The organism is Streptomyces africanus (genome assembly GCF_002150735.1).
GTDB lineage: Bacteria > Actinomycetota > Actinomycetes > Streptomycetales > Streptomycetaceae > Streptomyces > Streptomyces africanus.
This window is the reverse complement of the sequence record NZ_MUKA01000201.1, coordinates 1-23,687: the sequence shown is the minus strand read 5'-3', so window position 1 is coordinate 23,687 and position 23,687 is coordinate 1. Positions and strand designations below refer to the sequence as shown.

Sequence of the window (23,687 nt, the reverse complement as noted above, 5' to 3'; positions counted from 1 at the left end):
CGCACCCCAGCCCACCGCACCGCAGCCCACCGCACCGCAGCCCACCGCACCGCAGTCGACCGCGGCTGCGGTTCACGGCGAGACCCGCACCCCGCTCAAGGGCATCCGCGGCGCCGTCGCCGACAAGCTGGCGCGCAGCCGCCGCGAGATCCCGGACGCCACCTGCTGGGTGGACGCCGACGCCACGGAGCTCATGCGGGCGCGCACGGCCATGAACGCGGCCGGCGGCCCGAAGATCTCCCTCCTCGCCCTGCTGGCCCGGATCTGCACGGCGGCCCTCGCCCGCTTCCCCGAGCTCAACTCCACGGTGGACGCGGAGGCCAGGGAGGTCGTCCGGTTCGACCACGTGCATCTGGGCTTCGCCGCGCAGACCGACCGGGGCCTCGTCGTCCCGGTCGTCCGGGACGCGCACGTGCGCGACGCCGAGTCGCTGACCGCGGAGTTCGCCCGGCTGACGGAGGCGGGCCGGACCGGGACGCTGACACCCGCGGAACTCACCGGCGGAACCTTCACGTTGAACAACTACGGCGTCTTCGGCGTCGACGGCTCCACGCCGATCATCAACCACCCCGAGGCGGCCATGCTCGGCGTCGGCCGCATCGTCCCCAAGCCGTGGGTGCACGAGGGCGAGCTGGCGGTGCGGCAGGTCGTCCAGCTCTCGCTGACCTTCGACCACCGGGTGTGCGACGGCGGCACGGCGGGCGGCTTCCTGCGCTACGTGGCGGACTGCGTGGAACAGCCGGCGGTGCTGCTGCGGACGCTGTGATTCCTGTTCCGCCCGCGAGCTGGTGCCCCTGATCGTGTCGGTTCCCCCGCGTTCCTTGTGATCGCGGGGGCACGCATACTCGGGGTGTGACCGCCTTCGAGCTCCCGGGTGAACCCGGCACCGGTTCCGGCCCCGCGCAGCGACCGGACCCCGCCGCGTACGACGCCGTCGTGCTCGCCGGAGGCGCCGCGCGGCGCCTCGGCGGCGCGGACAAACCCGGTGTACGCGTGGGCGGCCGGGCCCTGCTCGACCGGGTGCTCGCCGCGTGCGCGGGAGCCCGCGGCACCGTCGTCGTCGCCGCGCCCCGGCCGACGGCCCGGCCCGTGACCTGGGCCCAGGAGGACCCGCCCGGCGGCGGCCCGCTCGCCGCGCTCGACGCCGGGCTCCGGCGCACCACGGCGGAACACGTCGTGGTGCTCTCCGCCGATCTGCCGTTCCTGCGGGAGCACACGGTCGACCGGCTCCTGAGCACGCTCCGGGCGAGCGCCGCCGACGGCGTGCTGCTGACCGACCCCGAGGGCCGTGACCAGCCACTCGTGGCCGCCTATGCCGCGTCTCGGCTGCGCGAGGGGCTCGCGCTCCTCGCCGACCGGCACGACGGTCTCGCCGGCCTCCCGCTGCGGCGCCTCATCGCCGAGCTGGACCTCACCCGTATCTCCGACCCCGTCGCGTCCTTCGACTGCGACACCTGGGACGACATCGCCACCGCCAGGGCACGTATCAGGGAGCATGGGCACGTGTTGGATGAATGGATTTCCGCAGTCAAGGACGAACTCGGGGTCGAGCTCGACGTCGACATCCGCGGCCTGCTCGACCTCGCCCGCGACGCCGCCCACGGTGTGGACCGGCCGGCGGCGCCGCTGACCACCTTCCTCGTCGGCTACGCGGCCGCACGGGCGGGCGGCGGCCCCGAGGCGGTCGCCGAGGCCGCCCGCAAGGCCGCGGCCCTCGCCGTCCGCTGGGCGCAGGAGAGCGCCTCCGAGGCCCAGTCCTCGGGCACCGGGCCGGGGGCCCCTCCCCGCAACGGTGACGTCGCCCCCGACGCGACGCCCGACACCCGCCCGGACGCCGGATGACCCCGCACGGCACACGCGCCGGCGAGGACGCCGAGGACCTCGACGTCGAGGAGGTGCTCGCCCTCGTGAACGACAGCAACGGCCTGCCCGGCCCCGCCGAACGAGGTGAGACGGACCGCCGCCGCGCCTCCGGCCGGCCGGACACCCCTGCCCGGCCGGACACCCGCCACCACGCCACCTCCTGGCCGGAGGCCCGGGCCACCGCCGAACGCGCCGCCCGGAGCACCGCCCGGCCCGCCCGCCGCCGGCCCGTCTCCGTGCCGCTCGAAGCCGCCCTCGGCCTCACCTTGGCCGCCCCGCTCGACGCCCTCACCGACCTCCCCTCCTTCGACACCTCCGCGATGGACGGCTGGGCGGTCGCCGGGCCCGCCCCCTGGCACGTCCGGGACGACGGCGTCCTGGCCGGGCACGCCGCGCCCGAGCCCCTGACGGACGGCGAAGCAGTCCGGATCGCCACCGGCGCCCGCATCCCCCCGGACACCACCGCCGTGCTGCGCAGCGAGCACGGCCGCACCGACGACAAGGGCCGCCTGTACGCGACCAGGGACGTCGTCACCGGCCAGGACATCCGCCCGCGCGGCCAGGAGTGCCGCAGCGGCGACCAGTTGCTCCCCGTCGGCACCCTCGTCACCCCGGCCGTACTCGGGCTCGCCGCGGCGGCCGGGTACGACACCGTCACCGCCGTCCCCCGCCCTCGTGCCGAAGTCCTCGTCCTCGGTGACGAGTTGCTCAGCGAGGGACGGCCGCACGACGGTCTGATCCGGGACGCGCTCGGCCCGATGCTGCCGCCCTGGCTGCGGGCGCTCGGCGCCGAGGTCACCGCCGTACGACGGATCCGCGACGACGCCGACGCCCTGCACCGGGCGCTCACCACGTCCGACGCCGACGTCGTCGTCACCACCGGCGGCACCGCCGCGGGCCCCGTCGACCACGTCCACCCCACGCTGCGCCGCATCGGTGCCGAACTCCTCGTGGACGGCGTCCAGGTACGCCCCGGCCACCCGATGCTGCTGGCGCGCCTCACGGAGGGCCAGCACCTCGTCGGCCTGCCGGGCAATCCGCTCGCCGCCGTCTCCGGACTGCTGACGCTCGCCGAGCCGCTGCTGCGGACCCTCGCGGCCCGCCCGGCCCCGGAGCCGTACACGCTGCCGCTCAGGGACGCCGTGCACGGGCACCCGTACGACACCCGGCTCGTCCCGGTCGTCCTGCGGGGCGACCAGGCCGTGCCGCTGCACTACAACGGACCGGCCATGCTGCGCGGCATCGCGGCGGCCGACGCGCTGGCCGTCGTCACCCCGGGCGGTGCCGGAGCGGGGCAGGAGGCGGAACTGCTCGACCTGCCCTGGGCGTCCGGAGGAATCGGGGTGTGTTTCACGTGAAACTTCCGGGCCAGGACGCGATCGCCCGCCAGGCGGACGAGCATCTGGTGACCCATCGGGTGAAACTCCCGAGGAAAGTGGTGGAGCACCCGATCGGCCAGGTCGCCAAGCGGCTCTCCATTGCCCTGGGGGTCCTCGTCGTGACGGCGCTGATCGTCTACGCCGACCGTGACGGCTACAACGACAACGGGGGCGGTGGCATCACGCTGCTCGACGCGTTCTACTACGCGACCGTCACGCTCTCCACCACCGGCTACGGCGACATCACCCCCGCCAGCGACACCGCCCGGCTCACGAACATCCTCGTCGTCACGCCCCTGCGCGTGCTGTTCCTGATCATCCTGGTCGGCACCACCCTCGAAGCCCTCACCGAACGCACCCGGGAGGAGTGGCGGCTGACCCGCTGGAGGTCCACCTTGCGTGATCACACCGTCGTCATCGGATTTGGCACGAAGGGCAGGTCGGCGATCCGGACCGTCTGTGCGACGGGCCTGAAGAAGGAGCAGGTCGTCGTGGTCGACCCCAGTTCCAAGGTGATCGACGCCGCGACCGCCGAGGGGTACGCGGGCATCATCGGGGACGCGACGCGCAGTGAGGTGCTGAAGCGGGCCGAGGTGCACAAGGCGCGCCAGATCATCATCGCGACGCAGCGCGACGACACGGCCGTCCTGGTGGCGCTGACGGCCCGGCAGCTCAATCGCGGGGCGAAGATCGTGGCCGCCGTGCGGGAGGAGGAGAACGCGCCCCTGCTGAAGCAGTCCGGAGCCGACGCGGTCATCACCAGTGCCAGCGCCGCCGGCCGTCTGCTCGGCCTCTCGGTGCTCAGCCCCTCCGCGGGCATGGTGATGGAGGACCTCATCCAGCAGGGCAGCGGCCTCGACATCGTCGAACGGCCGGTGGTCAAGGCCGAGGTGGGCAAGACCCCGCGGGAGATCACCGACCTGGTGGTGAGCGTCATACGCGGTCACCGGGTGCTCGGCTACGACGATCCGGCTGTCGGGACACTGGAGCTGACGGACCGGCTCATCACGATCGTGCGGGCGACGCCCGGCTCACAGATCGCGCCCGACTTCCGGCCGATGCCGCCCATGCCGCGCAACTGACCGGCACGGCACCGGACGCGCCCCACGCCTACTTCCGGTGACCGGCACGGCACCGGACGCGCCCTACACCTACTTCCGGTTGTAGAGCCGCATCGTGATCGGCCCGAAGACCAGCACGAACAGGCCGGCCCAGCCCAGCGCCCAGGCGACCTCGGCGGCCGGCCAGTCGCCGCCCATCAGTCCGCGCACCGCCGACGCCAGATGGGTGATGGGGCTGTTGTTGACGAAGGCCTGGAGCCAGCCCGGCATGGTCTTCGGGTCGACGAAGACGTTGGACAGGAAGGTGAGCGGGAAGATCACCATCATGCTGACGCCCATCACCGACTTCTCGGTGCGCAGCATCAGCCCGAACATGGTCCAGATCCACGAGAAGGCGAACGAGAAGAGCACCAGCAGGGCGATCCCGGCGAGCACACCGCCGACTCCGCCGTCCGGCCGGTAGCCGAGGATGATGCCGACGGTGAGCATCACAGCCGACGCGATCGTGTACCGCAGGGCGTCGCCGAGCAGATAGCCGACCATCGTCGAGGGCCGCCAGATCGGCAGGCTGCGGAACCGGTCGAAGACGCCCTTCTCGATGTCGGTGTTGACCGAGACGCCCGTGTACATCGTGATCATCACGACCGACATCACGAGGATGCCCGGCAGCAGGAACTGGATGTACTCCTTCGGCGAGCCGGCCAGCGCCCCGCCGAACAGGTACGTGTACATCAGCACCATCATGATCGGGAACGCCGTGACGTCGAAGAGCTGCTCCGGCACGTGCTTGATCTTGAGGATCGCCCGCCAGCCGAAGGTCATCGAGGTCGACCAGGCGCTGGGACGGGGCGGCCGCTCCTTGGAGATGAGCAGCGCGGCGAGGGATTCGGCGCTGACCGGGGCGAGTTCCTTGCTCTCGGTGCTCGTCGCGGTGCTCATGCCGCCACCTCGTCCTTCGGGTCGTGGGAGTGGTCGGAGCCGTCGGCGTGGCCGGAGTCGTGCGGGTCGTGGCCGGAGTCGTGCGTGTCGTGTCCGGTGAGGGCGAGGAACACCTCGTCCAGACTGGGCTGGCCCAGTGAGAAGTTGTCGACGGTGATCCCGGCGCGGGCCAGCTCGCCCAGCGCGCGGGACGCCTGCTCGGCGGCGTTGTCGTCGCTCGCCGCCGCACCGAGGCGGGCGGTCAGGGCCACCGGGTCGTGTTCCAGCTGCACCTGCGCGTCGAGGGCCCGGCGCAGCAGGCCCGCCGCCAGGTCCCGGCGGTCCGGATCCCTCAGCCGCAGATGGACGGTTCCGGCGCCGACGGACGACTTCAGCTCGCCCTTGGTGCCCTCGGCGATCACCCGGCCGCGGTCGATGACGGCGATCCGGGACGCCAGCTGGTCGGCCTCGTCCAGATACTGCGTGGTCAGCAGCACGGTGGTGCCCTGGGCGACGACGGCCCGCACGATGTCCCAGACCTGGTTGCGGCTGCGCGGGTCGAGGCCGGTCGTCGGCTCGTCGAGGAACAGCAGGTCGGGGGTGTTGAGGATGGACGCGGCGATGTCGATGCGGCGCCGCATGCCGCCCGAGTACTGCTTGACCTGCTTCCCGGCCGCTTCGGTGAGCCCGAAGGCTTCCAGGAGCTGGGCGGCGCGGCTGCGGGCGGCCTTCTTGTGGTGGCCGAGCAGCCGGCCCAGCAGGACCAGGTTCTCGGTGCCGGTGAGGTCCTCGTCCACCGACGCGTACTGGCCGGTGAGGCTCACCCGGCCGCGCACCTCGTCGGCTTCGCGGACGACGTCGTGGCCGAAGACATGGGCCTCGCCGCCGTCCGGCCGGAGCAGCGTGGCGAGCATCTTCACGGTGGTGGTCTTGCCCGCGCCGTTCGGGCCGAGGACGCCGTAGACCGTGCCCGCGGGCACGGACAGGTCCACTCCGTCGACCGCCCTCGTCTCACCGAAGGTCTTCACCAGTCCCGCGGTCTCGATCGCCATGCCGGACGTCTGCGTGCTCATGTGCCGGTTCCTTCCGCGTACGGGGGATACGCATGGGGAGACCTTCACCGTCGCGCAAACTCATCGGTCCCGCACACTGCGGTCCCAAGGGCTGCGGGAAGTCGGCGCGGGGACCGAGGAGTACCGTCCCCTTCATGCATGCGATCACGATTCCCGAACCTGGTGGGCCCGAGGCGCTGGTCTGGGACGAGGTCCCGGATCCCGTGCCCGGCGAGGGCGAGGTCCTGGTCGAGGTGGCGGCCGGTGCCGTCAACCGGGCCGACATCCTGCAACGGCAGGGCTTCTACGACCCGCCGCCCGGCGCGTCCCCCTACCCCGGCCTGGAGTGCTCCGGGCGGATCGCCGAGATCGGCCCCGGCGTCTCCGGCTGGAACACCGGCGACGAGGTGTGCGCGCTGCTCTCCGGCGGCGGCTACGCCGAGAAGGTGGTGGTCCCGGCCGGACAGCTGCTGCCCGTGCCGGAGGGCGTCGGCCTGACGCGGGCCGCGGCCCTGCCCGAGGTGACCTGCACCGTCTGGTCGAACGTCTTCATGATCGCCCACCTGCGCCCGGGCGAGACGCTGCTCGTGCACGGCGGCTCCAGCGGCATCGGCACGATGGCGATCCAGCTGGCCAAGGCCGTCGGCGCGCGGGTGGCGGTCACGGCCGGCACGAAGGAGAAGCTGGACCGGTGCGCCGAACTGGGCGCGGACATCCTGGTCAACTACCGCGAGCAGGACTTCGTCGAGGAGGTCCGGAAGGCCACGGACGGCGCCGGTGCCGACGTCATCCTCGACAACATGGGCGCCAAGTACCTGGAGCGCAACGTCAAGGCCCTCGCCGTCAACGGCCGGCTCGCGATCATCGGCATGCAGGGCGGCATCAAGGGCGAGCTGAACATCGGCGCCCTGCTCGCCAAGCGCGCCGCCATCAGCGCGACGTCCCTGCGCGCCCGGCCGCTGGAGGAGAAGGCGGCCATCGTCGCGGCCGTGCGGGAACACGTCTGGCCCCTGTTCGCCGGCGGCCACCTGCGCCCGGTCGTCGACCGCGAGCTCCCGATGCCGGAGGCGGCCGCCGCCCACCGGGTCGTGGAGGAGAGCGGCCACATCGGCAAGGTGCTGCTGATCACCCCGCAGGGCACCTGACACGCCCTAGACCCGCCGCAGCCGCAGGGCGAAGAAGGCGAGTCCGAGGCCCAGGCCGATCAGCACCAGGCCGCTGCCCAGCGGCAGGATGCGCAGGACCGGCCCGACGGGGCGGTCGGCGCGGGCGGCGGCGGCTTCCCGTACGGGCCGCTCCGTCGCGGCGGAGGGCTCGGGGACGGTTTCCCGGGGCTCCTCGGGGGCGGCGGTGGTCTCACCGGCGCCCCGCTCCTCCTCGGCGTCCTCCGGCCGTCCCGGCCGCTGTCGCCCCTCACCGGCCCGGCTCCCGGCCCGCGAGGGCTCGCCCGGGTGGGAGGGGGCGGCGAAGGCACCTCCCCCGGGGTCTTCGTACGACCGGACGGACTGGACAGCTCCGTACGAGGCGCCGGCCCCGTACGGTGAGACGACCGCACCCGCCCCCAGGGCGACCACCAGTCCCGTCGCCCGCAGTGCGCGTTGCCATGGAGTCACGTGGGTGACCCCCTCCCGCCGTGCCCGGTAGGGCAAGATCGGCAAGTTCGGTCAGATCAAGGCAATCAGCCTCACATCGCCCCACGTGTCCGGCACTCCGGATTGGGCCGACAGGCGGAACCGCGTCCGGCCGCCGCACCTGACCCGGGAGCCGGATTCACCCGTTGGTGAGCAACCTCGGGCCCGGCCCGCACGTCTCCTCCAACACGGTGGATCAGCCTCCCGCGGGGGCACCACAGAGGTGAGGTGCAGGCGTGCGAGAGAATGGCGGCATGGAGATGCCGAGGAACGAAAGGTCGCCGGAGAACCCGCAGATCCTGGTCGTGGGCCAGGACGGCATGGCGCTCAGCGGCGGTGGCGGAGACGAGGACTCCCGCGAGACTCCGGTCACGGAACAGGTGGAGCAGCCCGCGAAGGTCATGCGGATCGGCAGCATGATCAAGCAGCTTCTGGAAGAAGTGCGCGCGGCTCCCCTGGACGAGGCCAGCCGGGTCCGGCTCAAGGAGATCCACGCCAGCTCGGTGAAGGAGCTGGAGGACGGTCTGGCCCCGGAGCTGGTCGAGGAGCTGGAGCGGCTCTCCCTGCCCTTCACGGACGAGACGACCCCGAGCGACGCGGAGCTGCGCATCGCGCAGGCCCAGCTGGTCGGCTGGCTGGAGGGCCTCTTCCACGGGATCCAGACCACGCTGTTCGCCCAGCAGATGGCGGCCCGCGCCCAGCTGGAGCAGATGCGCCGCGCCCTCCCGCCGGGGGTCGGTGACGGCCTCGACGACCAGGCCCCGGGCGGCCGTTCAGCCGGCCGAACGGGCGGGCCGTACCTGTAACGCGTCCGCGGAGCAGCCTGCGCGACGGGCCCGGCAGCCTCGGCTGCCGGGCCCTTCGCGCAGGTGGGTCAGGCCGGCGGGTTGCCCGTGGAGACGCCGAGTTCGATCTGGGGCATGTTCTTCGGGTCCACGTCGGTGCCGGCGGACGGGAACTGGTTCATGACCGCGCCGTCGCCGTAGGTGTTCTCGTCCAGCTTGTTGATCTTCTTCTCCCAGCCGGCCGCCTGGAGGCAGGCCTTGACCGAGGTGATGTCCTTGAACTTGAAGTCGGGCATCCGGATCTTGTCGGGGTCGTTGTACGACTCCTGCGGTTCCGTGCACTCCTCGGTGTCGATCGTCTTCGAGGTGTCCGGCCCGCGGTAGCCCGGCTTCTTGGCCGCCGGGGCCGACGCGCTCGCGCTGCTGCCCCCGCCGCCCTGGTCGTCCTCGCCGCCGCCGTTCATCAGCAGGGCCGCGATCAGACCGCCGACCGCGACGACGGACACCACGATCGAGCCGATGATCACCGGCTTGTTGCTCTTGCCGCCGCCCTGGGAGACCTGCGCGGTCTGCGGCGAGAGGTTGTACGGCGGCGGGGTCGACGGACCCTGCTGCGGGGAGTACGCGCCGGAGGACGGCGTCTGGTAGCCGCCCTGCTGCGGGTAGCCGTAGGCCGGGGACGGCGCCGCCGGGGCGGGCGTGCCGTACGGGTTCGGGGGCGGGGTCGGCTGGTACGGCGTCTGCACCTGGCCCGACGGCGCCGGGGTCGCCTGGTCGACCGGCGGGAACACGGCCGAGCCGACCCCCGCCCCGCTCGGGGTCTGCGTGCCCGGCACGATGCTCGGCGGGGCGGCCTGGAAGGACGACGCCACGCGCAGGCACTCGTCGCGCATGGCCTCGGCGCTGGGGAAGCGCTCGTTCGGGTTCTTCTTCAACGCGCGGGCGATCAGCGCGTCCACGGCCGGGGGCAGCGCGCGGTTGACCGAGGACGGAACCGGCGGCTCCTCCTGCACGTGCGCATACGCGATGGCCAGCGGCGAGTCCGCCTCGAACGGCAGCCGCCCGGTGACCAGTTGGAACAGCATGATGCCGACCGAGTACAGGTCGGAGCGGGCGTCCACACCGCGGCCGAGGGCCTGTTCCGGCGAGAGGTACTGCGGAGTGCCGACGACCATGCCGGTCTGTGTCATCGACGTCACACCGGACTGCATGGCGCGGGCGATGCCGAAGTCCATGACCTTGACCACGCCGCGCTTGGTCATCATCACGTTGCCCGGCTTGATGTCCCGGTGGACCAGCCCCATCTCGTGGCTGATCTCCAGCGCCGCGAGCACGTCCGCGGTGATCTTCAGCGCCTTGTCGGCGGGCATCGCGCCCTGCTGCCGCACGTCCTCGTCGAGCACCGAGCCCAGCGGGCGGCCCTCGACGTACTCCATGACGATGTACGGCGTCGTCATGCCGTCGAGGGTGTCCTCGCCGGTGTCGAAGACCGAGACGATGTTGGTGTGCGTGAGCTTGGCCACGGACTGGGCCTCGCGGCGGAACCGCTCGCGGAAGGCCTGTTCGCGGCCGAGATCGGTGTGAAGTGTCTTGATCGCGACCTGCCGGTCGAGCACGCTGTCGTACGCGAGGTGCACCGAGGCCATGCCGCCCTGGCCGAGGAGATCACGCAGCTGATAGCGGCCATTGGCGAGCGCCCGCCCCGCGTACTGGCCCTGTGCGCCGTCCTGGCTCATGTTCCGTTTCCCCCGTAGCCCTTGAGGCGCCGCCGACTGTCGCTGATCCGACGCTGATCCGCCGTGATCCGCGTTGATCCAAACCGCCATTCCCGGCCAAGTCTGCCCCAGGGCACTGACACGTCAAGCTCGGTGCCCGTTCCGTGACCGTACGCGAAAGAAGCGTCGCGGAAGCGTTACAGGGGACGTACTGCCGGTCCACAGAATTTGCACGACAGTACGGAGTGAAGGTTTCATGACGCGTCCGTCCCGTGCCGGTCCTGGCACCCCGTCTCGGACCGGCGGCTTGCGCGGAGGCTGTAGCGTGGCCGACGGAGACCGTAACAACACCGCGCGCACCGCGGGCAGAAACGACGGCGAGGACTGATGGCACAGCAGCAGCGCGCTCAGGGCCCGTCCGAACCCGAGGCGACTGGCGGCGGCATGTCGGACGCGCCGGAGTCCTGGGGGAACGGCGGGCTGGTCGGGGACGGCCGGTACCGGCTGACCCACAGACTCGGCCGGGGCGGCATGGCCGAGGTGTTCGCCGCCGAGGACGTCCGCCTCGGGCGCACCGTCGCTGTCAAGCTGCTCCGTTCCGACCTCGCCGAGGACCCGGTGTCCAAGGCGCGGTTCACGCGCGAGGCCCAGTCGGTCGCAGGTCTCAACCACCACGCGATCGTCGCCGTGTACGACTCCGGCGAGGACGTCGTCGGCGGCCAGTCCGTGCCCTACATCGTCATGGAGCTGGTCGAGGGCCGCACGATCCGCGACCTGCTGCTGAACGCCGAGGCGCCGGGCCCGGAGCAGGCTCTGATCATCGTCTCGGGCGTCCTGGAGGCGCTCGCCTATTCGCATCAGCACGGCATCGTGCACCGCGACATCAAGCCGGCGAACGTGATCATCACGCACAACGGCGCCGTGAAGGTGATGGACTTCGGCATCGCCCGCGCCCTGCACGGCGCGCAGTCCACGATGACGCAGACCGGCATGGTCATGGGCACCCCGCAGTACCTGTCGCCCGAGCAGGCGCTCGGCAAGGCCGTCGACCACCGTTCCGACCTGTACGCGACGGGCTGTCTGCTCTACGAACTGCTCTCGCTGCGCCCGCCGTTCACCGGCGAGACCCCGCTGTCGGTGGTCTACCAGCACGTCCAGGACATCCCGACGCCTCCCTCCGAGGCCTCCGACGCCTGCCCGCCCGAGCTCGACGGCCTGGTCATGCGTTCCCTCGCCAAGGAGCCGGACGACCGTTTCCAGACGGCCGAGGAGATGCGCGGGCTGGTCCAGTACGCGCTCCAGATGCTCTACGACCAGGGCGGCCACACCGGCACCTGGAACACCGGCCCGGTCGACATGCACGAGGGCCGCCACACCCCGTCGGGCGGCTTCGCCAGTACGGCCGTGATGGGCCACCCCGGGGACGCCTCCGGCACCGCGCAGATCCCGTCGCCGATCCTGCCCGCCGGCTACGGCGGCGGGGACGACGGCGGCTTCGAGGGCCACGGCAACAAGGGCGGCGGCCGCGGCAAGCTGTGGATCCTCGCCGTGCTCGCGGTGATCGCCGTCGCGGCGGGTGTCGCCCTGGCGCTGCAGAACACCGGCGGTGACACGAAGGGGCCCGGCACCAAGCAGTCGCCGACCTCCTCGCAGACGACCGAGAAGAAGACGCCCAGCGAGACGCCGAGCGACGAGCCGACCGACGAGCCGACCGACACGTCCACGGACGACGGCACCGGCACGAGCTCCGGCGGCGGCCAGTGGACGCCGTCGTACACCCCGTCCTACACGCCGTCGCAGAGCGCTCCCCAGACGCCCACCGGCCAGCCGACGGGCCAGCCCACCACCCAGGAGCCGACCGACGAGCCCACGGACCCGGAGCCCTCGGACCCGGCGACGCCGCCGGACGACACGGGCGGCACCGACGCGGGCGGCGCCACCGGTGTCGTCGGAGGCGGCGCGGGCGGCGACGGCGGCTGACCCCGCGCCGGCACCCCGAAGGGGAACGCCGGGACGAAACGGATGATCCACGCGCGCGTGGGACCCGGAAACGGGCTCCACGCGCGCGTGCCGTTTCGCCGCGCCGGAAAGTGGACTCTTCCCGTGACGTGGGTCACCGGGTTAACGTGCGGTTGCTCCGGCCTCCTGCAAGGCTGTGACCAGGGCCCCTTCCCCACCTTCCCGATTTACTTGGATATCCAAGCAAAATCGCAGGTCAGAGGGGGTTTCACAGAAATGTGATGCACTGGGTAACGTGCCCTTTGCAGGGCGCTCGCCGGGGCACCTGTCACGCCTGTTCCCGGCCGAGTGGCACCCACCCCGTGCCCGGTGGTCGAGAACAGGTGAGCCGCACTGGCCTACCGGCAACCCCGGGGGCCGGACCGACGGAGGAGCACACGTGACCGTGGAGAGCACTGCCGCGCGCACACCGCGACGCAGCGCCGGAAGCAAGGCCGGCACCACCGGCACCAAGCGCACCACCCGCACGACCGCCAAGAAGGACGCCGGCGCCGAGCCCCAGCTCGTGCAGCTGCTGACGCCCGAGGGCAAGCGGGTCAAGAACGCCGAGTACGACAAGTACGTCGCCGGTGTCACCCCGGAAGAGCTCCGCGACCTGTACCGCGACATGGTGCTCACCCGCCGCTTCGACGCCGAGGCGACCTCCCTGCAGCGCCAGGGCGAGCTGGGCCTGTGGGCCTCGCTGCTCGGCCAGGAGGCCGCCCAGATCGGCTCCGGCCGGGCCCTGCGCGACGACGACTACGTCTTCCCCACCTACCGCGAGCACGGTGTCGCCTGGTGCCGGGGCGTGGACCCGACCAACCTGCTCGGCATGTTCCGCGGCGTGAACAACGGCGGCTGGGACCCCAACGGCAACAACTTCCAGCTCTACACGATCGTCATCGGCTCCCAGACGCTGCACGCCACCGGCTACGCCATGGGCATCGCCAAGGACGGCGCGGACAGCGCGGTGATCGCCTACTTCGGAGACGGCGCCTCCAGTCAGGGCGACGTGGCCGAATCGTTCACCTTCTCCGCGGTCTACAACGCCCCCGTCGTGTTCTTCTGCCAGAACAACCAGTGGGCCATCTCCGAGCCGACCGAGAAGCAGTCCCGCGTGCCGATCTACCAGCGCGCGCAGGGTTTCGGCTTCCCGGGCGTCCGCGTGGACGGCAACGACGTGCTCGGCTGCCTCGCGGTCACCCGGTGGGCCCTGGAGCGGGCCCGCGCCGGCGAGGGCCCGACCCTCGTCGAGGCGTTCACCTACCGCATGGGCGCCCACACCACCTCCGACGACCCGACCCGGTACCGGGGCGACGAGGAGCGCCAGGCCTGGGAGGCCAAGGACCCGATCCTGCGCCTTCGCCGCTATCTGGAGGCATCGAACCACGCGGACGAGGGATTCTTCGCGGAACTGGAGGCCGAGTCCGAGGCGTTGGGCAAACGAGTGCGCGAGGCGGTCCGCGCCATGCCGGACCCGGACCGCTTCGCCATCTTCGAGAACGCCTACGCGGACGGACACGCGCTCGTCGACGAGGAGCGTGCCCAGTTCGCCGCGTACCAGGCGTCGTTCGCCGACGAGGGGGGTAACTGAGATGGCCGACAAGATGGCCCTGGCCAAGGCGATCAACGAGTCGCTGCGCCGCGCCCTGGACTCCGACCCCAAGGTCCTGATCATGGGCGAGGACGTCGGCAAGCTCGGCGGTGTGTTCCGTGTGACGGACGGCCTCCAGAAGGACTTCGGCGAGAGCCGCGTCATCGACACCCCGCTGGCCGAGTCGGGCATCGTCGGCACGGCGATCGGCCTGGCCCTGCGCGGCTACCGCCCGGTCGTGGAGATCCAGTTCGACGGCTTCGTCTTCCCGGCCTACGACCAGATCGTCACGCAGCTCGCCAAGATGCACGCCCGCTCGCTGGGCAAGGTCAAGCTCCCGGTCGTCGTGCGCATCCCCTACGGCGGCGGCATCGGCGCGGTGGAGCACCACTCGGAGTCCCCCGAGTCGCTGTTCGCGCACGTGGCGGGCCTGAAGGTGGTCAGCCCCTCGAACGCGTCGGACGCGTACTGGATGATGCAGCAGGCCATCCAGAGCGACGACCCGGTGATCTTCTTCGAGCCCAAGCGCCGCTACTGGGACAAGGGCGAGGTCAACCCGGAGGCGATCCCGGGCCCGCTGCACAAGGCCCAGGTGGTCCGCGAGGGCACCGACCTCACCCTCGCCGCCTACGGCCCGATGGTGAAGCTCTGCCAGGAGGTCGCCGACGCGGCCGCCGAGGAGGGCAGGAACCTGGAGGTCCTCGACCTGCGCTCGGTCTCCCCGATCGACTTCGACTCGATCCAGGCGTCGGTGGAGAAGACACGCCGCCTGGTCGTCGTCCACGAGGCACCGGTGTTCTTCGGCTCGGGCGCCGAGATCGCCGCGCGGATCACGGAGCGCTGCTTCTACCACCTGGAGGCCCCGGTGCTCCGGGTCGGCGGCTACCACGCGCCGTACCCGCCGGCCCGCCTGGAGGAGGAGTACCTGCCGAACCTGGACCGGGTGCTGGATGCCGTCGACCGCTCGCTGGCGTACTGAGGAGAGGGTCGTGACGACGATGACGGAAGCGTCCGTACGCGAGTTCAAGATGCCCGACGTGGGCGAGGGGCTCACCGAGGCGGAGATCCTCAAGTGGTTCGTCCAGCCCGGCGACACGGTCACGGACGGCCAGGTGGTGTGCGAGGTCGAGACGGCGAAGGCGGCCGTCGAGCTGCCCATCCCGTACGACGGCGTGGTCCGGGAGCTGCACTTCCCGGAGGGCACCACGGTCGACGTGGGCACGGCGATCATCGCGGTGGACGTGAGCGGAGGGGCCGCCCCCGCGACCGAGCAGCCCGCGCCCGCCGCCGAGCAGCCCGCGGCGCCCTCGCCCGCCGAGGAGCCGAAGGCGCAGGCCTCCGGCCGCCAGCCGGTCCTGGTCGGCTACGGGGTGGCGGCATCGTCCACCCGCCGTCGCCCGCGCAAGGGCCCGGAGGTCCCCGTCCAGCAGGCCTCGACAGCGATCCAGTCGGAGCTGAACGGCCACGGTGCGGAGCCCCAGGCCGCCCCCGCCGGCCGGGAACGCCCGCTCGCCAAGCCCCCGGTCCGCAAGCTGGCCAAGGACCTGGGCGTCGATCTGACGACGGTCGTCCCGACCGGCCCGGACGGCGTCATCACCCGCGAGGACGTGCACGCGGCGGTGGCCGGGCCGCAGACCGCGCAACCGGAGGCCCCCGTGGCCGCCGCCCCGGCCCCCGCGCCGGCAGCGGTGTCGTACGACACCACCCGTGAGACCCGTGTCCCGGTCAAGGGCGTCCGCAAGGCGACGGCGGCGGCGATGGTCGGCTCGGCGTTCACCGCCCCGCATGTCACGGAGTTCGTGACCGTCGACGTGACGCGCACGATGAAGCTGGTCGAGGAGCTGAAGGAGGACAAGGAGTTCGCGGGCCTGCGCGTGAACCCCCTCCTGCTGATCGCCAAGGCCCTGCTCGTCGCGATCAAGCGGAACCCGGACATCAACGCCTCCTGGGACGAGGCCGCCCAGGAGATCGTGGTCAAGCACTATGTGAACCTGGGCATCGCGGCGGCGACCCCGCGCGGCCTGATCGTTCCGAACATCAAGGACGCCCACGCCAAGACGCTGCCGCAGCTGGCCGAGTCGCTGGGCGAGCTGGTGTCGACCGCCAGGGAGGGCAAGACGTCCCCGGCGTCCATGCAGGGCGGCACGGTGACGATCACCAACGTCGGCGTCTTCGGCGTCGACACGGGCACGCCGCTCCTCAACCCCGGCGAGTCCGCGATCCTCGCGGTCGGTGCGATCAAGCTCCAGCCGTGGGTCCACAAGGGCAAGGTGAAGCCCCGTCAGGTCACCACCCTGGCCCTGTCGTTCGACCACCGCCTGGTCGACGGGGAGCTGGGCTCGAAGGTCCTGGCGGACGTGGCGGCGATCCTGGAGCAGCCGAAGCGCCTGATCACCTGGTCGTGAACCGGCCGAGGCGGCCCCCTGCCCACGGGCGGGGGGCCGCCCGCGTCCGCCCGCAGGGTGAACCAGCGGTACGCCGAAGAGCACAGGAAGCTCCGCAGACCCGCCCAAGTACCCCACAGTAAGCGGTTTAGCCGGACATACGATCACTCTTCATGCGCGACCCCATGGTGCTCAGGGCCCAGAGATTCGTGAACTCCGTCTACGGCAGCCGTATCGGTACCACCGTGGAGGAAACCGGCGAGACCGACTGGGCGACCCTCTACGCCCTGACCCGTGCCCTCCAGTACGAGCTGGGCATCACGGCACTGTCCGACAACTTCGGGCCCGGCACCCTCTCGGCGCTGACCGCCAAATACCCCGAGCTCAACGCGGACACCGTCCCCTCCCCCGACTTCTGCCGCATCATCCAGTCCGGCCTGTACTGCAAGGGCTACGACGGCGGCGATCTGGACGGCACGTACGGCGCCCGGGTCCGGGCCGCCGTCACGAAGCTCAAGACCGACATGGGCGTCGAACAGGCCTTCCCCGGCGCCGATCTGACGCCCAAGGTGTTCAAGGCGCTGCTGACGATGGACGCGTACGTCCTCGGCCCCTCCGGCACCCGGCAGGTCCGCGAGGTGCAGCAGTGGCTCAACGGGCGCTACCTGAACCGGCAGGACTTCTTCGCCGTCGCCTGCGACGGGCGCGTCTCGCGGGACCTGGCCCGGGCACTGGTCTTCGGCACGCAGTACGAACTCGGCATGGCCGACGGCACCGCCAACGGAAACTTCGGGCCCGGCACGCAGTCGGCCCTCAAGGCGCACCCCGTGCGACAGGGCGACCAGGGCGTCTACGTGCAGTTGTTCTCCGCCGGGATGGTCGTGAACCGGCGGCCCGTGGCCCTCACCGACACCTTCGACTCCTACCTCGCCGCGGCCGTCCGGTCCTTCCAGACCTTCGTCGCCCTCCCGGCCACGGGCGAGGGCGACTTCGCCACCTTCGCCTCCCTCCTGGCGTCCTACGGCGACCAGTCGCGCCAGGGCAAGGCCTGCGACACCATCGCCAAGGTCACCCCGGCCCGGGCAGCGGCCCTCAAGGCCGCCGGGATCACCCACGTCGGCCGCTACCTCACCAACCCGAGCGCCACGTCCCTGCCGGAGAAGGCCATCCAGCCGGGCGAGTTGCAGGTCTTCGCCCAGCAGGGCCTGCGCTGCTTCCCGATCTACCAGACCGTCGACAACGACGCCTCGGACTTCGACTACGTCGCCGGGCGGACGGCCGGGTACGCGGCGGTCAACGCCGCCCTCGACCACGGCTTCAAGCGGGGCACCCGGATCTTCTTCGCCGTCGACTTCGACGCGATCGACACCGAGATCACCGCCGGCGTCCTGCCCCACTTCAAGGGCATCAAGGAGGCGATGGCGGACTCCGGCCACCCGTACGAGATCGGCGTCTACGGCTCCCGCAACGTCTGCGCTCAGGTCGGCGCGGCCGGCTACTCGACGGCGAGCTTCGTCGCCGACATGTCCCCGGGCTTCGACGGCAACGCCGGGCACCCGCTGCCGAAGGACTGGGCCTACGACCAGTTCGTCATCCGCACCCTCGGCTCGGGCGACGGGCAGCTGGAGGCCGACGTCGACATCGCCTCGGGCCGCGACACCGGGCAGGGCTCCTTCGACCGGCCGCGGCCCGCCGTGCCGGACGTCGCCCTCGACGAGAGCCAGGTGCCGGCGCTGCGGGCCGACCTCGCGCGCTACATGCGGTCGATCGGGCGTCCGGACCTGGGCGGAGTCGGCAGCGACGCGCGGCTCTACACCAACGCCCAGGCGGTCGAGGCGATCCAGGACCAGGACGGGCTGATCACCGAGCTGTCGCACACGTACACGATGCGCAAGGCGCTGATCCAGACGGCCGTCTACTGGGCCATGCGCGACTACAGCCTCGCCGGCCAGGCCACCGACCAGCAGGTCGCCGACCACCACCAAACCGGCTCCGGCCGGGTCAGGGACTCGCACACCGGCATCGGGCAGATCAGCGGCTTCGACGCCATCCAGGCCTGGAACCACTGCATCGGCTGGGGTTTCACCACCGGCGACCGCCGCGACCCGGCCAAGGACGCCGACCTCTGGTCGGTGTGGCAGCAGCTGAGCAAGGACAACGCCTTCAGCGTGCGCACCGCGGCCCTGGTCCACCTGTGGGGCACCCGGGGCAGACCCGGCGGCCAACTTCCCCCCGGCGACCGCGTCACCACCCCGCGGTCCATGCGCCTGGACCTCGCCGAGTTCGAGATCACCGAACTGCTGCGCCGCTACCGGGCCTGGGACCCCGACGTGGAGGCGCAGACGCACCAGAGCCTGGCCGTCTACCAGATCTTCGAGAAGTACAACAGCATCGCCCGCAACGCGTGAAGCATCGCCCGCAACGCGTGAATCGCCGGAATGAGAGCCCGTTGAACCTCAACCTCCCCCACATACCCCGTCGCACCCGCAGACGGTCCGGACCGGCCGCCGCGCACCGCCGCGGTCTGTCCCGCCGCGCCCTGCTCGGCCGTATCGCCGCCGTCGGCGGTGCCGTGGGCGTGGCCGCCCTGCCCGTCTCGCACTTCCTGTCCCAGGCCTACGCCGATGCGCACAATCCCATCCCGGGCCGCGTGCGGGACGCCCTGCGCAGCGCGCAGGACCGGACCCGGCGCGTGCTGGCCGGTTCGCGCTCCCACAACGGCTGGGAGATGGAGAACGTCGCGGACGACGGCGGCACCGTCTACACGCGGCCCGTGCCCGGCACCCCGCTCAAGGGCATCGCCGTGCGCATGGGCGACGTGGAGACCGTCCTCGTCCATCTGGTGCGCCGGTTCCACTACGAGGTCGACACCCTGCGCCGGGGCGACGTCGTCGGCTGGCACGACCCGTCCGGCGTCGGCAAGGGCAGGCCGGAGTCCAACCTGGCGTCCGGCACGGCGGTGCGGATCCGGCCGGGCTCCTACCCGCGCGGCGCCCGGGGCGGCTTCTTCCCGCAGCAGGAGGTCGTGATCCGCGACATCCTCGCCGAGCTCGACGGCGTCGTCCGCTGGGGCGGCGACGACGCCACGCCCGACGAGTCCCTGTTCTCCATCGACGTACGGCCCGGCGACCAGCGGCTGGCCCAGGTCGCGGCGCGGATCCGGGGCTGGCGACTGGAGCCGGGAGCCGGTGCGGGCGCCCCGGTGAACGTGCTGGCCGGCGGCCGGCGCAAGGCGGCCCGGGCGCTGGCGCGCCGTCAGCGCGCCGTCGCGTGACGAGCGAAAGGGGGGCTCACCGCCATCGGCGGTGAGCCCCCCTTCGTGGTGCCGGTCCTGCTTGCCGTTACTTCGCGAAGCCGTAGTTCATCAGCTTCGTGGCGTCCGTCTTCCGCGCGGTCTTGTCGGTCGACGCGAGGACCGTGCCGATGACCGTCTTGCCGTTGCGGGTGGCGGCGAAGACCAGGCAGAACCCGGCCTCCGGGCCGGAGCCGGTCTTCACACCGATCGCGCCGGTGTAGCTGCTCAGCAGCGGGTTGGTGTTCTCCCAGGGGGCCATCGTCCGCGTGCCGCCGGACTTCGTGGTCGTCTTCGCCGTGTACTTCTTCGTCTTGACGACCGTGCGGAACGTGGAGTTCTTCATCGCGCTGCTGGCGAGCTTCGTCAGGTCGCGCGGTGTCGAGTAGTTGGCGCCCTTGCCGATGCCGTCGAACGAGTCGAAGTGGGTGTTCTTCAGACCCAGGTCCTTGGCCGTGGTGTTCATCTTGCCGATGAACGACTTCACGCGCGCCGCCCGCGTCGAGCCCGAGCCGAACTTGTCGGCGAGCGCGTACGCCGCGTCGCAGCCGGACGGCAGCATCAGCCCGTACAGCAGCTGGCGGACGGTGACCTTGTCGCCGACGATCAGCTTGGCGTTCGACGCCCAGTTGTTGTCGACGATGTAGTCGCTGTACGCCTTCTGGACCGTGACCTTGCTGTCCAGGTTGAGCTTCGGCTGCTTCAACACCACCAGGGCCGTCATGATCTTGGTGGTCGAGCCGGTGGAGCGGCGCGTGTCGGCCGCCTTGGTGTAGAGCGACGTGCCGGTCGCGTTGTTCATCACGTAGCCGCCCTTGGCGGCGATCGTGGGCGCCGTGGCGGCCTGCGCCGGCGCGACGGTGAGGGCTCCGGTCGCCAGCATGGCGCCGGTGGTCACGGCGACAGCCGCAGCTCTGCGGAGACGGGTGCCCTTAATGCCGGTTATCAAGTGAAGTACCCCGATTGCGTCGAGTGCCCCAACGGTGCGGCCAAGTTGAGGACGAGGGGAAAGGGGCCGCACGTGTCTGACTCGTAACTAGCACACGTGGTTGTGCCCTTGCCGAGTGGGACCCCCTGTTTGCCACAGATGTGTGACATTCAGGTCCGCATTCTGGACGAATTCCTTCATGCGTCCCTGTTGTATCTATGCTGTCGGCATGACCTTGGCCGTGAAGCAACCCCCCGCCGCCGACCGCGTCTACACCCACGTCAAGCAGGGCGTGCTGGAGCGCCGTTACGAGGGCGGGACCCTGCTCACGGAGGGCGAGCTGGCCGAGGCCGTCGGGGTCTCGCGCACGCCGGTGCGCGAGGCGCTGCTCCGGCTGGAGGCCGAGGGGCTGATCCGGCTCTACCCGAAGAAGGGCGCCCTCGTCCTGCCGGTCTCCGCGCAGGAGATCGCCGACGTCGTCGAGACGCGGCTGCTCGTCGAGGAGCACGCGGCGCGCAAGGCCGTGCCCGCGCCCGCCGGGCTCATCGAGCGCCTGGAGGAGCTGCTGGCCCGGCAGAAGAAGCAGGCCGCCCAAGGAGACCTCGCCGGGGCCGCCGTCACCGACCGCTGCTTCCACGCCGAGATCGTCCGCAGCGGCGGCAACGAGATCCTCTCCCGGCTCTACGACCAGCTCCGCGACCGCCAGCTGCGGATGGGCGTCGCCGTCATGCACTCCCACCCCGACCGGATCGCCAAGACCCTCGCCGAGCACGAGGAGATCCTCGACGCGTTGCGCGCCGGGGACGCCGAGGCGGCCGTCGGGCTGGTCCACCGGCACGTCGGCTGGTTCTCGCACCTGGCCCGGGGGGAGGTCCGATGACCAGCACGACGCTGCCGGGCGATCCGCCCGGCGGCCGCCGCGCGCTGGCCGTCTGGGGCATCGGCGTCTCGGTCTACTTCGTCGCGGTCATCTTCCGCACGTCCCTGGGCGTGGCCGGCCTCGACGCGGCCGACCGCTTCCACGTCAACGCCTCCGCCCTGTCCACCTTCTCCATCCTCCAGTTGCTGGTCTACGCGGGCATGCAGATACCCGTCGGCCTGCTCGTCGACCGGCTCGGCACCAAGAAGGTGCTGGCCCTCGGGGCGGTGCTGTTCACGGCCGGGCAGCTGGGCTTCGCGTTCTCCCCGTCGTACGGCATGGCGCTCGCCTCCCGGGCGCTGCTCGGCTGCGGTGACGCACTGACGTTCATCAGCGTGCTGCGGCTCGGCACGCGGTGGTTCCCGGCCCGGCGCGGGCCGCTCGTCGCCCAGTTCGCGGGGCTCGTGGGCATGGCGGGCAACCTCGTCTCCACGCTCGTCCTGGCCCGGCTGCTGCACGGCGTCGGCTGGACGCCGGCCTTCGCGGGCAGCGCGGTCGCCGGGGCCGTGGTGTTCGTCCTGGTGCTGCTGTTCCTCAAGGACCACCCGGAGGGCCACGAGCCGGAGCCGCTCCCGCACCAGGGCGCGGCCTACGTACGGCGGCAGATCGCCGCCGCCTGGCGGGAGCCGGGGACGCGGCTCGGACTGTGGGTGCACTTCACGACCCAGTTCCCCGCGATGGTGTTCCTGCTGCTGTGGGGCCTGCCGTTCCTCGTCGAGGCACAGGGCCTGTCCCGGGCCACGGCCGGCGAACTCCTCACCCTGGTCGTGCTGTCGAACATGGTCGTCGGCCTGGTCTACGGGCAGATCGTCGCCCGACATCACGGGGCGCGGCTGCCGCTCGCGCTCGGCACGGTCGGGACGACGGCGGCCCTGTGGGCGGCGACGCTGGCCTACCCCGGCCCGCACGCCCCGATGTGGCTGCTGATCGTGCTGTGCACGGTGCTCGGGGCATGCGGGCCCGCGTCGATGCTCGGCTTCGACTTCGCCCGCCCGGCGAACCCGCCCGAGCGGCAGGGCACGGCCTCCGGCATCACCAACATGGGCGGCTTCGTGGCCTCCATGACCACGCTGTTCGCGGTAGGGGTGCTGCTGGACGCCACCGGCGACGACTACACCGTGGCCTTCTCGGCGGTGTTCGTCCTCCAGGCGCTCGGGGTCACGCAGATCCTGCGGCTGCGGGGGCAGGCGGCCCGGCGTGAGCGGGAGCGCCTGGTGGCGAGCCGGGTGGAGACCGTGCACGTGCCGGCCTAGGTCAACGGGCCGCCACGGGCACCAGGGTGAGGTACGCGAGCCCGAGGACGCCGCGGTAGGTGAGCCAGGCGGCTCGGTGCCGGTCGGTGCGCTCCCGGGTCTCGGCGGCCCGGGGGTGTCCGGGGTTCCGGGCGAGCCACACCTCGGTGTCCGCGAGGTACGCCGACTCGAACTCCTCCCATTCGTCGAGGCTCGCGGTCTCCGTCCACTCCGGCCGGAATCCCGCGTCGACGGCCAGGCCGACGAGGGTGGCGAGGTCGGGGTGGTCGCCGGCCTTCGCGTCCGGCCACATGCGGGACAGCTCGGCATCGGTCGGGGTGCGGTGCCAGAAGCCCTCGCCGAGGAGGACGCGGCCGTGGTCGGTGACGAGCCTGCGCAGTTCGCCGAGGGCCTGGGGCAGTTGGCTGCCGAGGGCCTGGCTCGCGCCTACGCACAGGACGAGGTCGGCGGGGCCGTGGGGGGTGTCGGTGGCGGACTCTTCGAGGAAACGGACCCGGGGCGTGAGGCCTCGTGCCTCGGCTGCCTTCCGGGCGCGGGCCAGGTCCTCGGCGTTGATGTCGATGCCCGTGCCGGTCGCCTCCGGGGTGGTGGCGAGGATGCGGAGCATGAGCTCGCCCCAGCCGCAGCCGATGTCCAGGACGGTTGCGGGGGTGTGGCGGGTGAGGCGTTGTACGAGGGCGTCTGCTCGGGTCTCGGACAGCGGGCCGTGGAAGGTCAGGCGGGTGCGGCGGGGCGGGGTTGTCATGCGCAGGGACGGTACGTGGGGCGGTGAGCGGGCGGCATGGGGTTTTCCGGCACTGTCCGTTGACGCTGAGGCCGGGTGGGTGCGCAGCCCGGCGGAGCGGGGTGCCGCTGCGCCCACCCGTGCCGCCCCTGGGGGTACCTCCCAGGCCCTTAAGGCACTGGGGGAGGCAC

The 23,687-nt window shown here is 71.8% G+C and carries 20 protein-coding genes; 14 read left to right on the top strand and 6 right to left on the bottom strand.

What is annotated here, in order from left to right; translation table 11 throughout:
* From CCL05_RS23650 to CCL05_RS23635, 4 genes are all read left to right on the top strand, one after another.
* Positions 1-766: dihydrolipoamide acetyltransferase family protein (locus CCL05_RS23650; RefSeq protein ID WP_244204377.1), on the top strand; the 766-nt coding region annotated here is incomplete at its 5' end.
* Between the two features lie 86 nt (positions 767-852).
* A complete protein-coding gene (locus CCL05_RS23645) occupies positions 853-1,842 on the top strand; it encodes an NTP transferase domain-containing protein (protein WP_086562491.1) in 990 nt (329 codons plus the stop codon).
* Positions 1,839-3,221 (top strand): molybdopterin molybdotransferase MoeA, encoded by a 1,383-nt coding sequence (locus tag CCL05_RS23640; protein ID WP_086562490.1) that lies wholly within the window; start codon positions 1,839-1,841, stop codon positions 3,219-3,221. The genes CCL05_RS23645 and CCL05_RS23640 overlap by 4 nt, the downstream gene beginning before the upstream one ends.
* Entirely contained in the window at positions 3,218-4,324 is a 1,107-nt protein-coding gene (locus tag CCL05_RS23635) for a potassium channel family protein (protein ID WP_086562489.1), read from the top strand. The genes CCL05_RS23640 and CCL05_RS23635 overlap by 4 nt, the downstream gene beginning before the upstream one ends.
* Positions 4,325-4,393: 69 nt before the next feature.
* Here the strand turns inward: CCL05_RS23635 and CCL05_RS23630 are convergent, their stop codons facing one another.
* Positions 4,394-5,242 carry an ABC transporter permease gene (locus CCL05_RS23630; RefSeq protein ID WP_086562488.1) on the bottom strand — a complete coding sequence of 283 codons (849 nt, stop codon included), beginning with the start codon at positions 5,240-5,242 and terminating at the stop codon, positions 4,394-4,396.
* Complete coding sequence (locus CCL05_RS23625; protein WP_086562487.1) at positions 5,239-6,294, bottom strand: ATP-binding cassette domain-containing protein; 1,056 nt, start codon at positions 6,292-6,294, stop codon at positions 5,239-5,241. The genes CCL05_RS23630 and CCL05_RS23625 overlap by 4 nt, the downstream gene beginning before the upstream one ends.
* Before the next feature lie 134 nt (positions 6,295-6,428).
* Here CCL05_RS23625 and CCL05_RS23620 point away from each other — a divergent pair, with 134 nt between their 5' ends.
* Entirely contained in the window at positions 6,429-7,418 is a 990-nt protein-coding gene (locus CCL05_RS23620; protein ID WP_086562486.1) for an NAD(P)H-quinone oxidoreductase, read from the top strand.
* A gap of 6 nt (positions 7,419-7,424) precedes the next feature.
* On the opposite strand, the gene CCL05_RS23615 is transcribed toward CCL05_RS23620, so the two are convergent.
* Positions 7,425-7,886, bottom strand: a complete 462-nt coding sequence (locus CCL05_RS23615; RefSeq protein WP_244204376.1) for a hypothetical protein — start codon at positions 7,884-7,886, stop codon at positions 7,425-7,427.
* 272 nt (positions 7,887-8,158) lie between these two features.
* On the opposite strand from CCL05_RS23615, the gene CCL05_RS23610 reads away from it, so the two are divergent.
* The gene (locus CCL05_RS23610; RefSeq protein ID WP_086562484.1) at positions 8,159-8,710 is read left to right on the top strand and encodes a bacterial proteasome activator family protein; all 552 of its coding nucleotides are present in this window, start codon (positions 8,159-8,161) and stop codon (positions 8,708-8,710) included.
* A 68-nt stretch (positions 8,711-8,778) separates the two neighbouring features.
* Here the strand turns inward: CCL05_RS23610 and CCL05_RS23605 are convergent, their stop codons facing one another.
* Positions 8,779-10,425: a protein kinase domain-containing protein gene (locus CCL05_RS23605; RefSeq protein ID WP_086562483.1), complete on the bottom strand. Its 1,647-nt coding sequence runs from the start codon at positions 10,423-10,425 to the stop codon at positions 8,779-8,781.
* 366 nt (positions 10,426-10,791) lie between these two features.
* Here CCL05_RS23605 and CCL05_RS23600 point away from each other — a divergent pair, with 366 nt between their 5' ends.
* From CCL05_RS23600 to CCL05_RS23575, 6 genes are all read left to right on the top strand, one after another.
* A complete protein-coding gene (locus CCL05_RS23600) occupies positions 10,792-12,384 on the top strand; it encodes a protein kinase domain-containing protein (RefSeq protein ID WP_086562482.1) in 1,593 nt (530 codons plus the stop codon).
* A 418-nt stretch (positions 12,385-12,802) separates the two neighbouring features.
* Complete coding sequence (gene pdhA, locus CCL05_RS23595) at positions 12,803-13,996, top strand: pyruvate dehydrogenase (acetyl-transferring) E1 component subunit alpha (protein WP_086562481.1); 1,194 nt, start codon at positions 12,803-12,805, stop codon at positions 13,994-13,996.
* Between the two features lies 1 nt (position 13,997).
* Positions 13,998-14,975, top strand: coding sequence for an alpha-ketoacid dehydrogenase subunit beta (locus CCL05_RS23590; RefSeq protein WP_086562480.1), 978 nt, complete (start codon positions 13,998-14,000; stop codon positions 14,973-14,975).
* Between the two features lie 10 nt (positions 14,976-14,985).
* Positions 14,986-16,401 (top strand): dihydrolipoamide acetyltransferase family protein, encoded by a 1,416-nt coding sequence (locus tag CCL05_RS23585; protein WP_086562479.1) that lies wholly within the window; start codon positions 14,986-14,988, stop codon positions 16,399-16,401.
* A 152-nt stretch (positions 16,402-16,553) separates the two neighbouring features.
* Positions 16,554-18,788 (top strand): glycoside hydrolase domain-containing protein, encoded by a 2,235-nt coding sequence (locus CCL05_RS23580; protein ID WP_086562478.1) that lies wholly within the window; start codon positions 16,554-16,556, stop codon positions 18,786-18,788.
* Between the two features lie 41 nt (positions 18,789-18,829).
* Positions 18,830-19,654, top strand: coding sequence for a hypothetical protein (locus CCL05_RS23575; RefSeq protein WP_244204375.1), 825 nt, complete (start codon positions 18,830-18,832; stop codon positions 19,652-19,654).
* Between the two features lie 67 nt (positions 19,655-19,721).
* Here CCL05_RS23575 and CCL05_RS23570 read toward each other — a convergent pair whose 3' ends face one another.
* Complete coding sequence (locus CCL05_RS23570; RefSeq protein WP_086562477.1) at positions 19,722-20,621, bottom strand: D-alanyl-D-alanine carboxypeptidase family protein; 900 nt, start codon at positions 20,619-20,621, stop codon at positions 19,722-19,724.
* Between the two features lie 208 nt (positions 20,622-20,829).
* Here CCL05_RS23570 and CCL05_RS23565 point away from each other — a divergent pair, with 208 nt between their 5' ends.
* Complete coding sequence (locus CCL05_RS23565) at positions 20,830-21,480, top strand: GntR family transcriptional regulator (RefSeq protein WP_086562476.1); 651 nt, start codon at positions 20,830-20,832, stop codon at positions 21,478-21,480.
* Entirely contained in the window at positions 21,477-22,772 is a 1,296-nt protein-coding gene (locus CCL05_RS23560) for an MFS transporter (protein WP_086562475.1), read from the top strand. The genes CCL05_RS23565 and CCL05_RS23560 overlap by 4 nt, the downstream gene beginning before the upstream one ends.
* A gap of 1 nt (position 22,773) precedes the next feature.
* Here the strand turns inward: CCL05_RS23560 and CCL05_RS23555 are convergent, their stop codons facing one another.
* Positions 22,774-23,517 carry an SAM-dependent methyltransferase gene (locus CCL05_RS23555; protein WP_086562474.1) on the bottom strand — a complete coding sequence of 248 codons (744 nt, stop codon included), beginning with the start codon at positions 23,515-23,517 and terminating at the stop codon, positions 22,774-22,776.
* Positions 23,518-23,687 lie beyond the last annotated feature (170 nt).

Excerpts from the sequence above, each read along its gene's own strand:
- CCL05_RS23640 (WP_086562490.1), top strand. The coding sequence starts at position 1,839 with ATGACCCCGCACGGCACACGCGCCGGCGAGGACGCCGAGGACCTCGAC.
- CCL05_RS23630 (WP_086562488.1), bottom strand. The coding sequence starts at position 5,242 with ATGAGCACCGCGACGAGCACCGAGAGCAAGGAACTCGCCCCGGTCAGC.
- CCL05_RS23625 (WP_086562487.1), bottom strand. The coding sequence starts at position 6,294 with ATGAGCACGCAGACGTCCGGCATGGCGATCGAGACCGCGGGACTGGTG.
- CCL05_RS23620 (WP_086562486.1), top strand. The coding sequence starts at position 6,429 with ATGCATGCGATCACGATTCCCGAACCTGGTGGGCCCGAGGCGCTGGTC.
- CCL05_RS23610 (WP_086562484.1), top strand. The coding sequence starts at position 8,159 with ATGGAGATGCCGAGGAACGAAAGGTCGCCGGAGAACCCGCAGATCCTG.
- CCL05_RS23605 (WP_086562483.1), bottom strand. The coding sequence starts at position 10,425 with ATGAGCCAGGACGGCGCACAGGGCCAGTACGCGGGGCGGGCGCTCGCC.
- CCL05_RS23600 (WP_086562482.1), top strand. The coding sequence starts at position 10,792 with ATGGCACAGCAGCAGCGCGCTCAGGGCCCGTCCGAACCCGAGGCGACT.
- CCL05_RS23590 (WP_086562480.1), top strand. The coding sequence starts at position 13,998 with ATGGCCGACAAGATGGCCCTGGCCAAGGCGATCAACGAGTCGCTGCGC.
- CCL05_RS23580 (WP_086562478.1), top strand. The coding sequence starts at position 16,554 with ATGCGCGACCCCATGGTGCTCAGGGCCCAGAGATTCGTGAACTCCGTC.
- CCL05_RS23565 (WP_086562476.1), top strand. The coding sequence starts at position 20,830 with ATGACCTTGGCCGTGAAGCAACCCCCCGCCGCCGACCGCGTCTACACC.
- CCL05_RS23560 (WP_086562475.1), top strand. The coding sequence starts at position 21,477 with ATGACCAGCACGACGCTGCCGGGCGATCCGCCCGGCGGCCGCCGCGCG.
- CCL05_RS23555 (WP_086562474.1), bottom strand. The coding sequence starts at position 23,517 with ATGACAACCCCGCCCCGCCGCACCCGCCTGACCTTCCACGGCCCGCTG.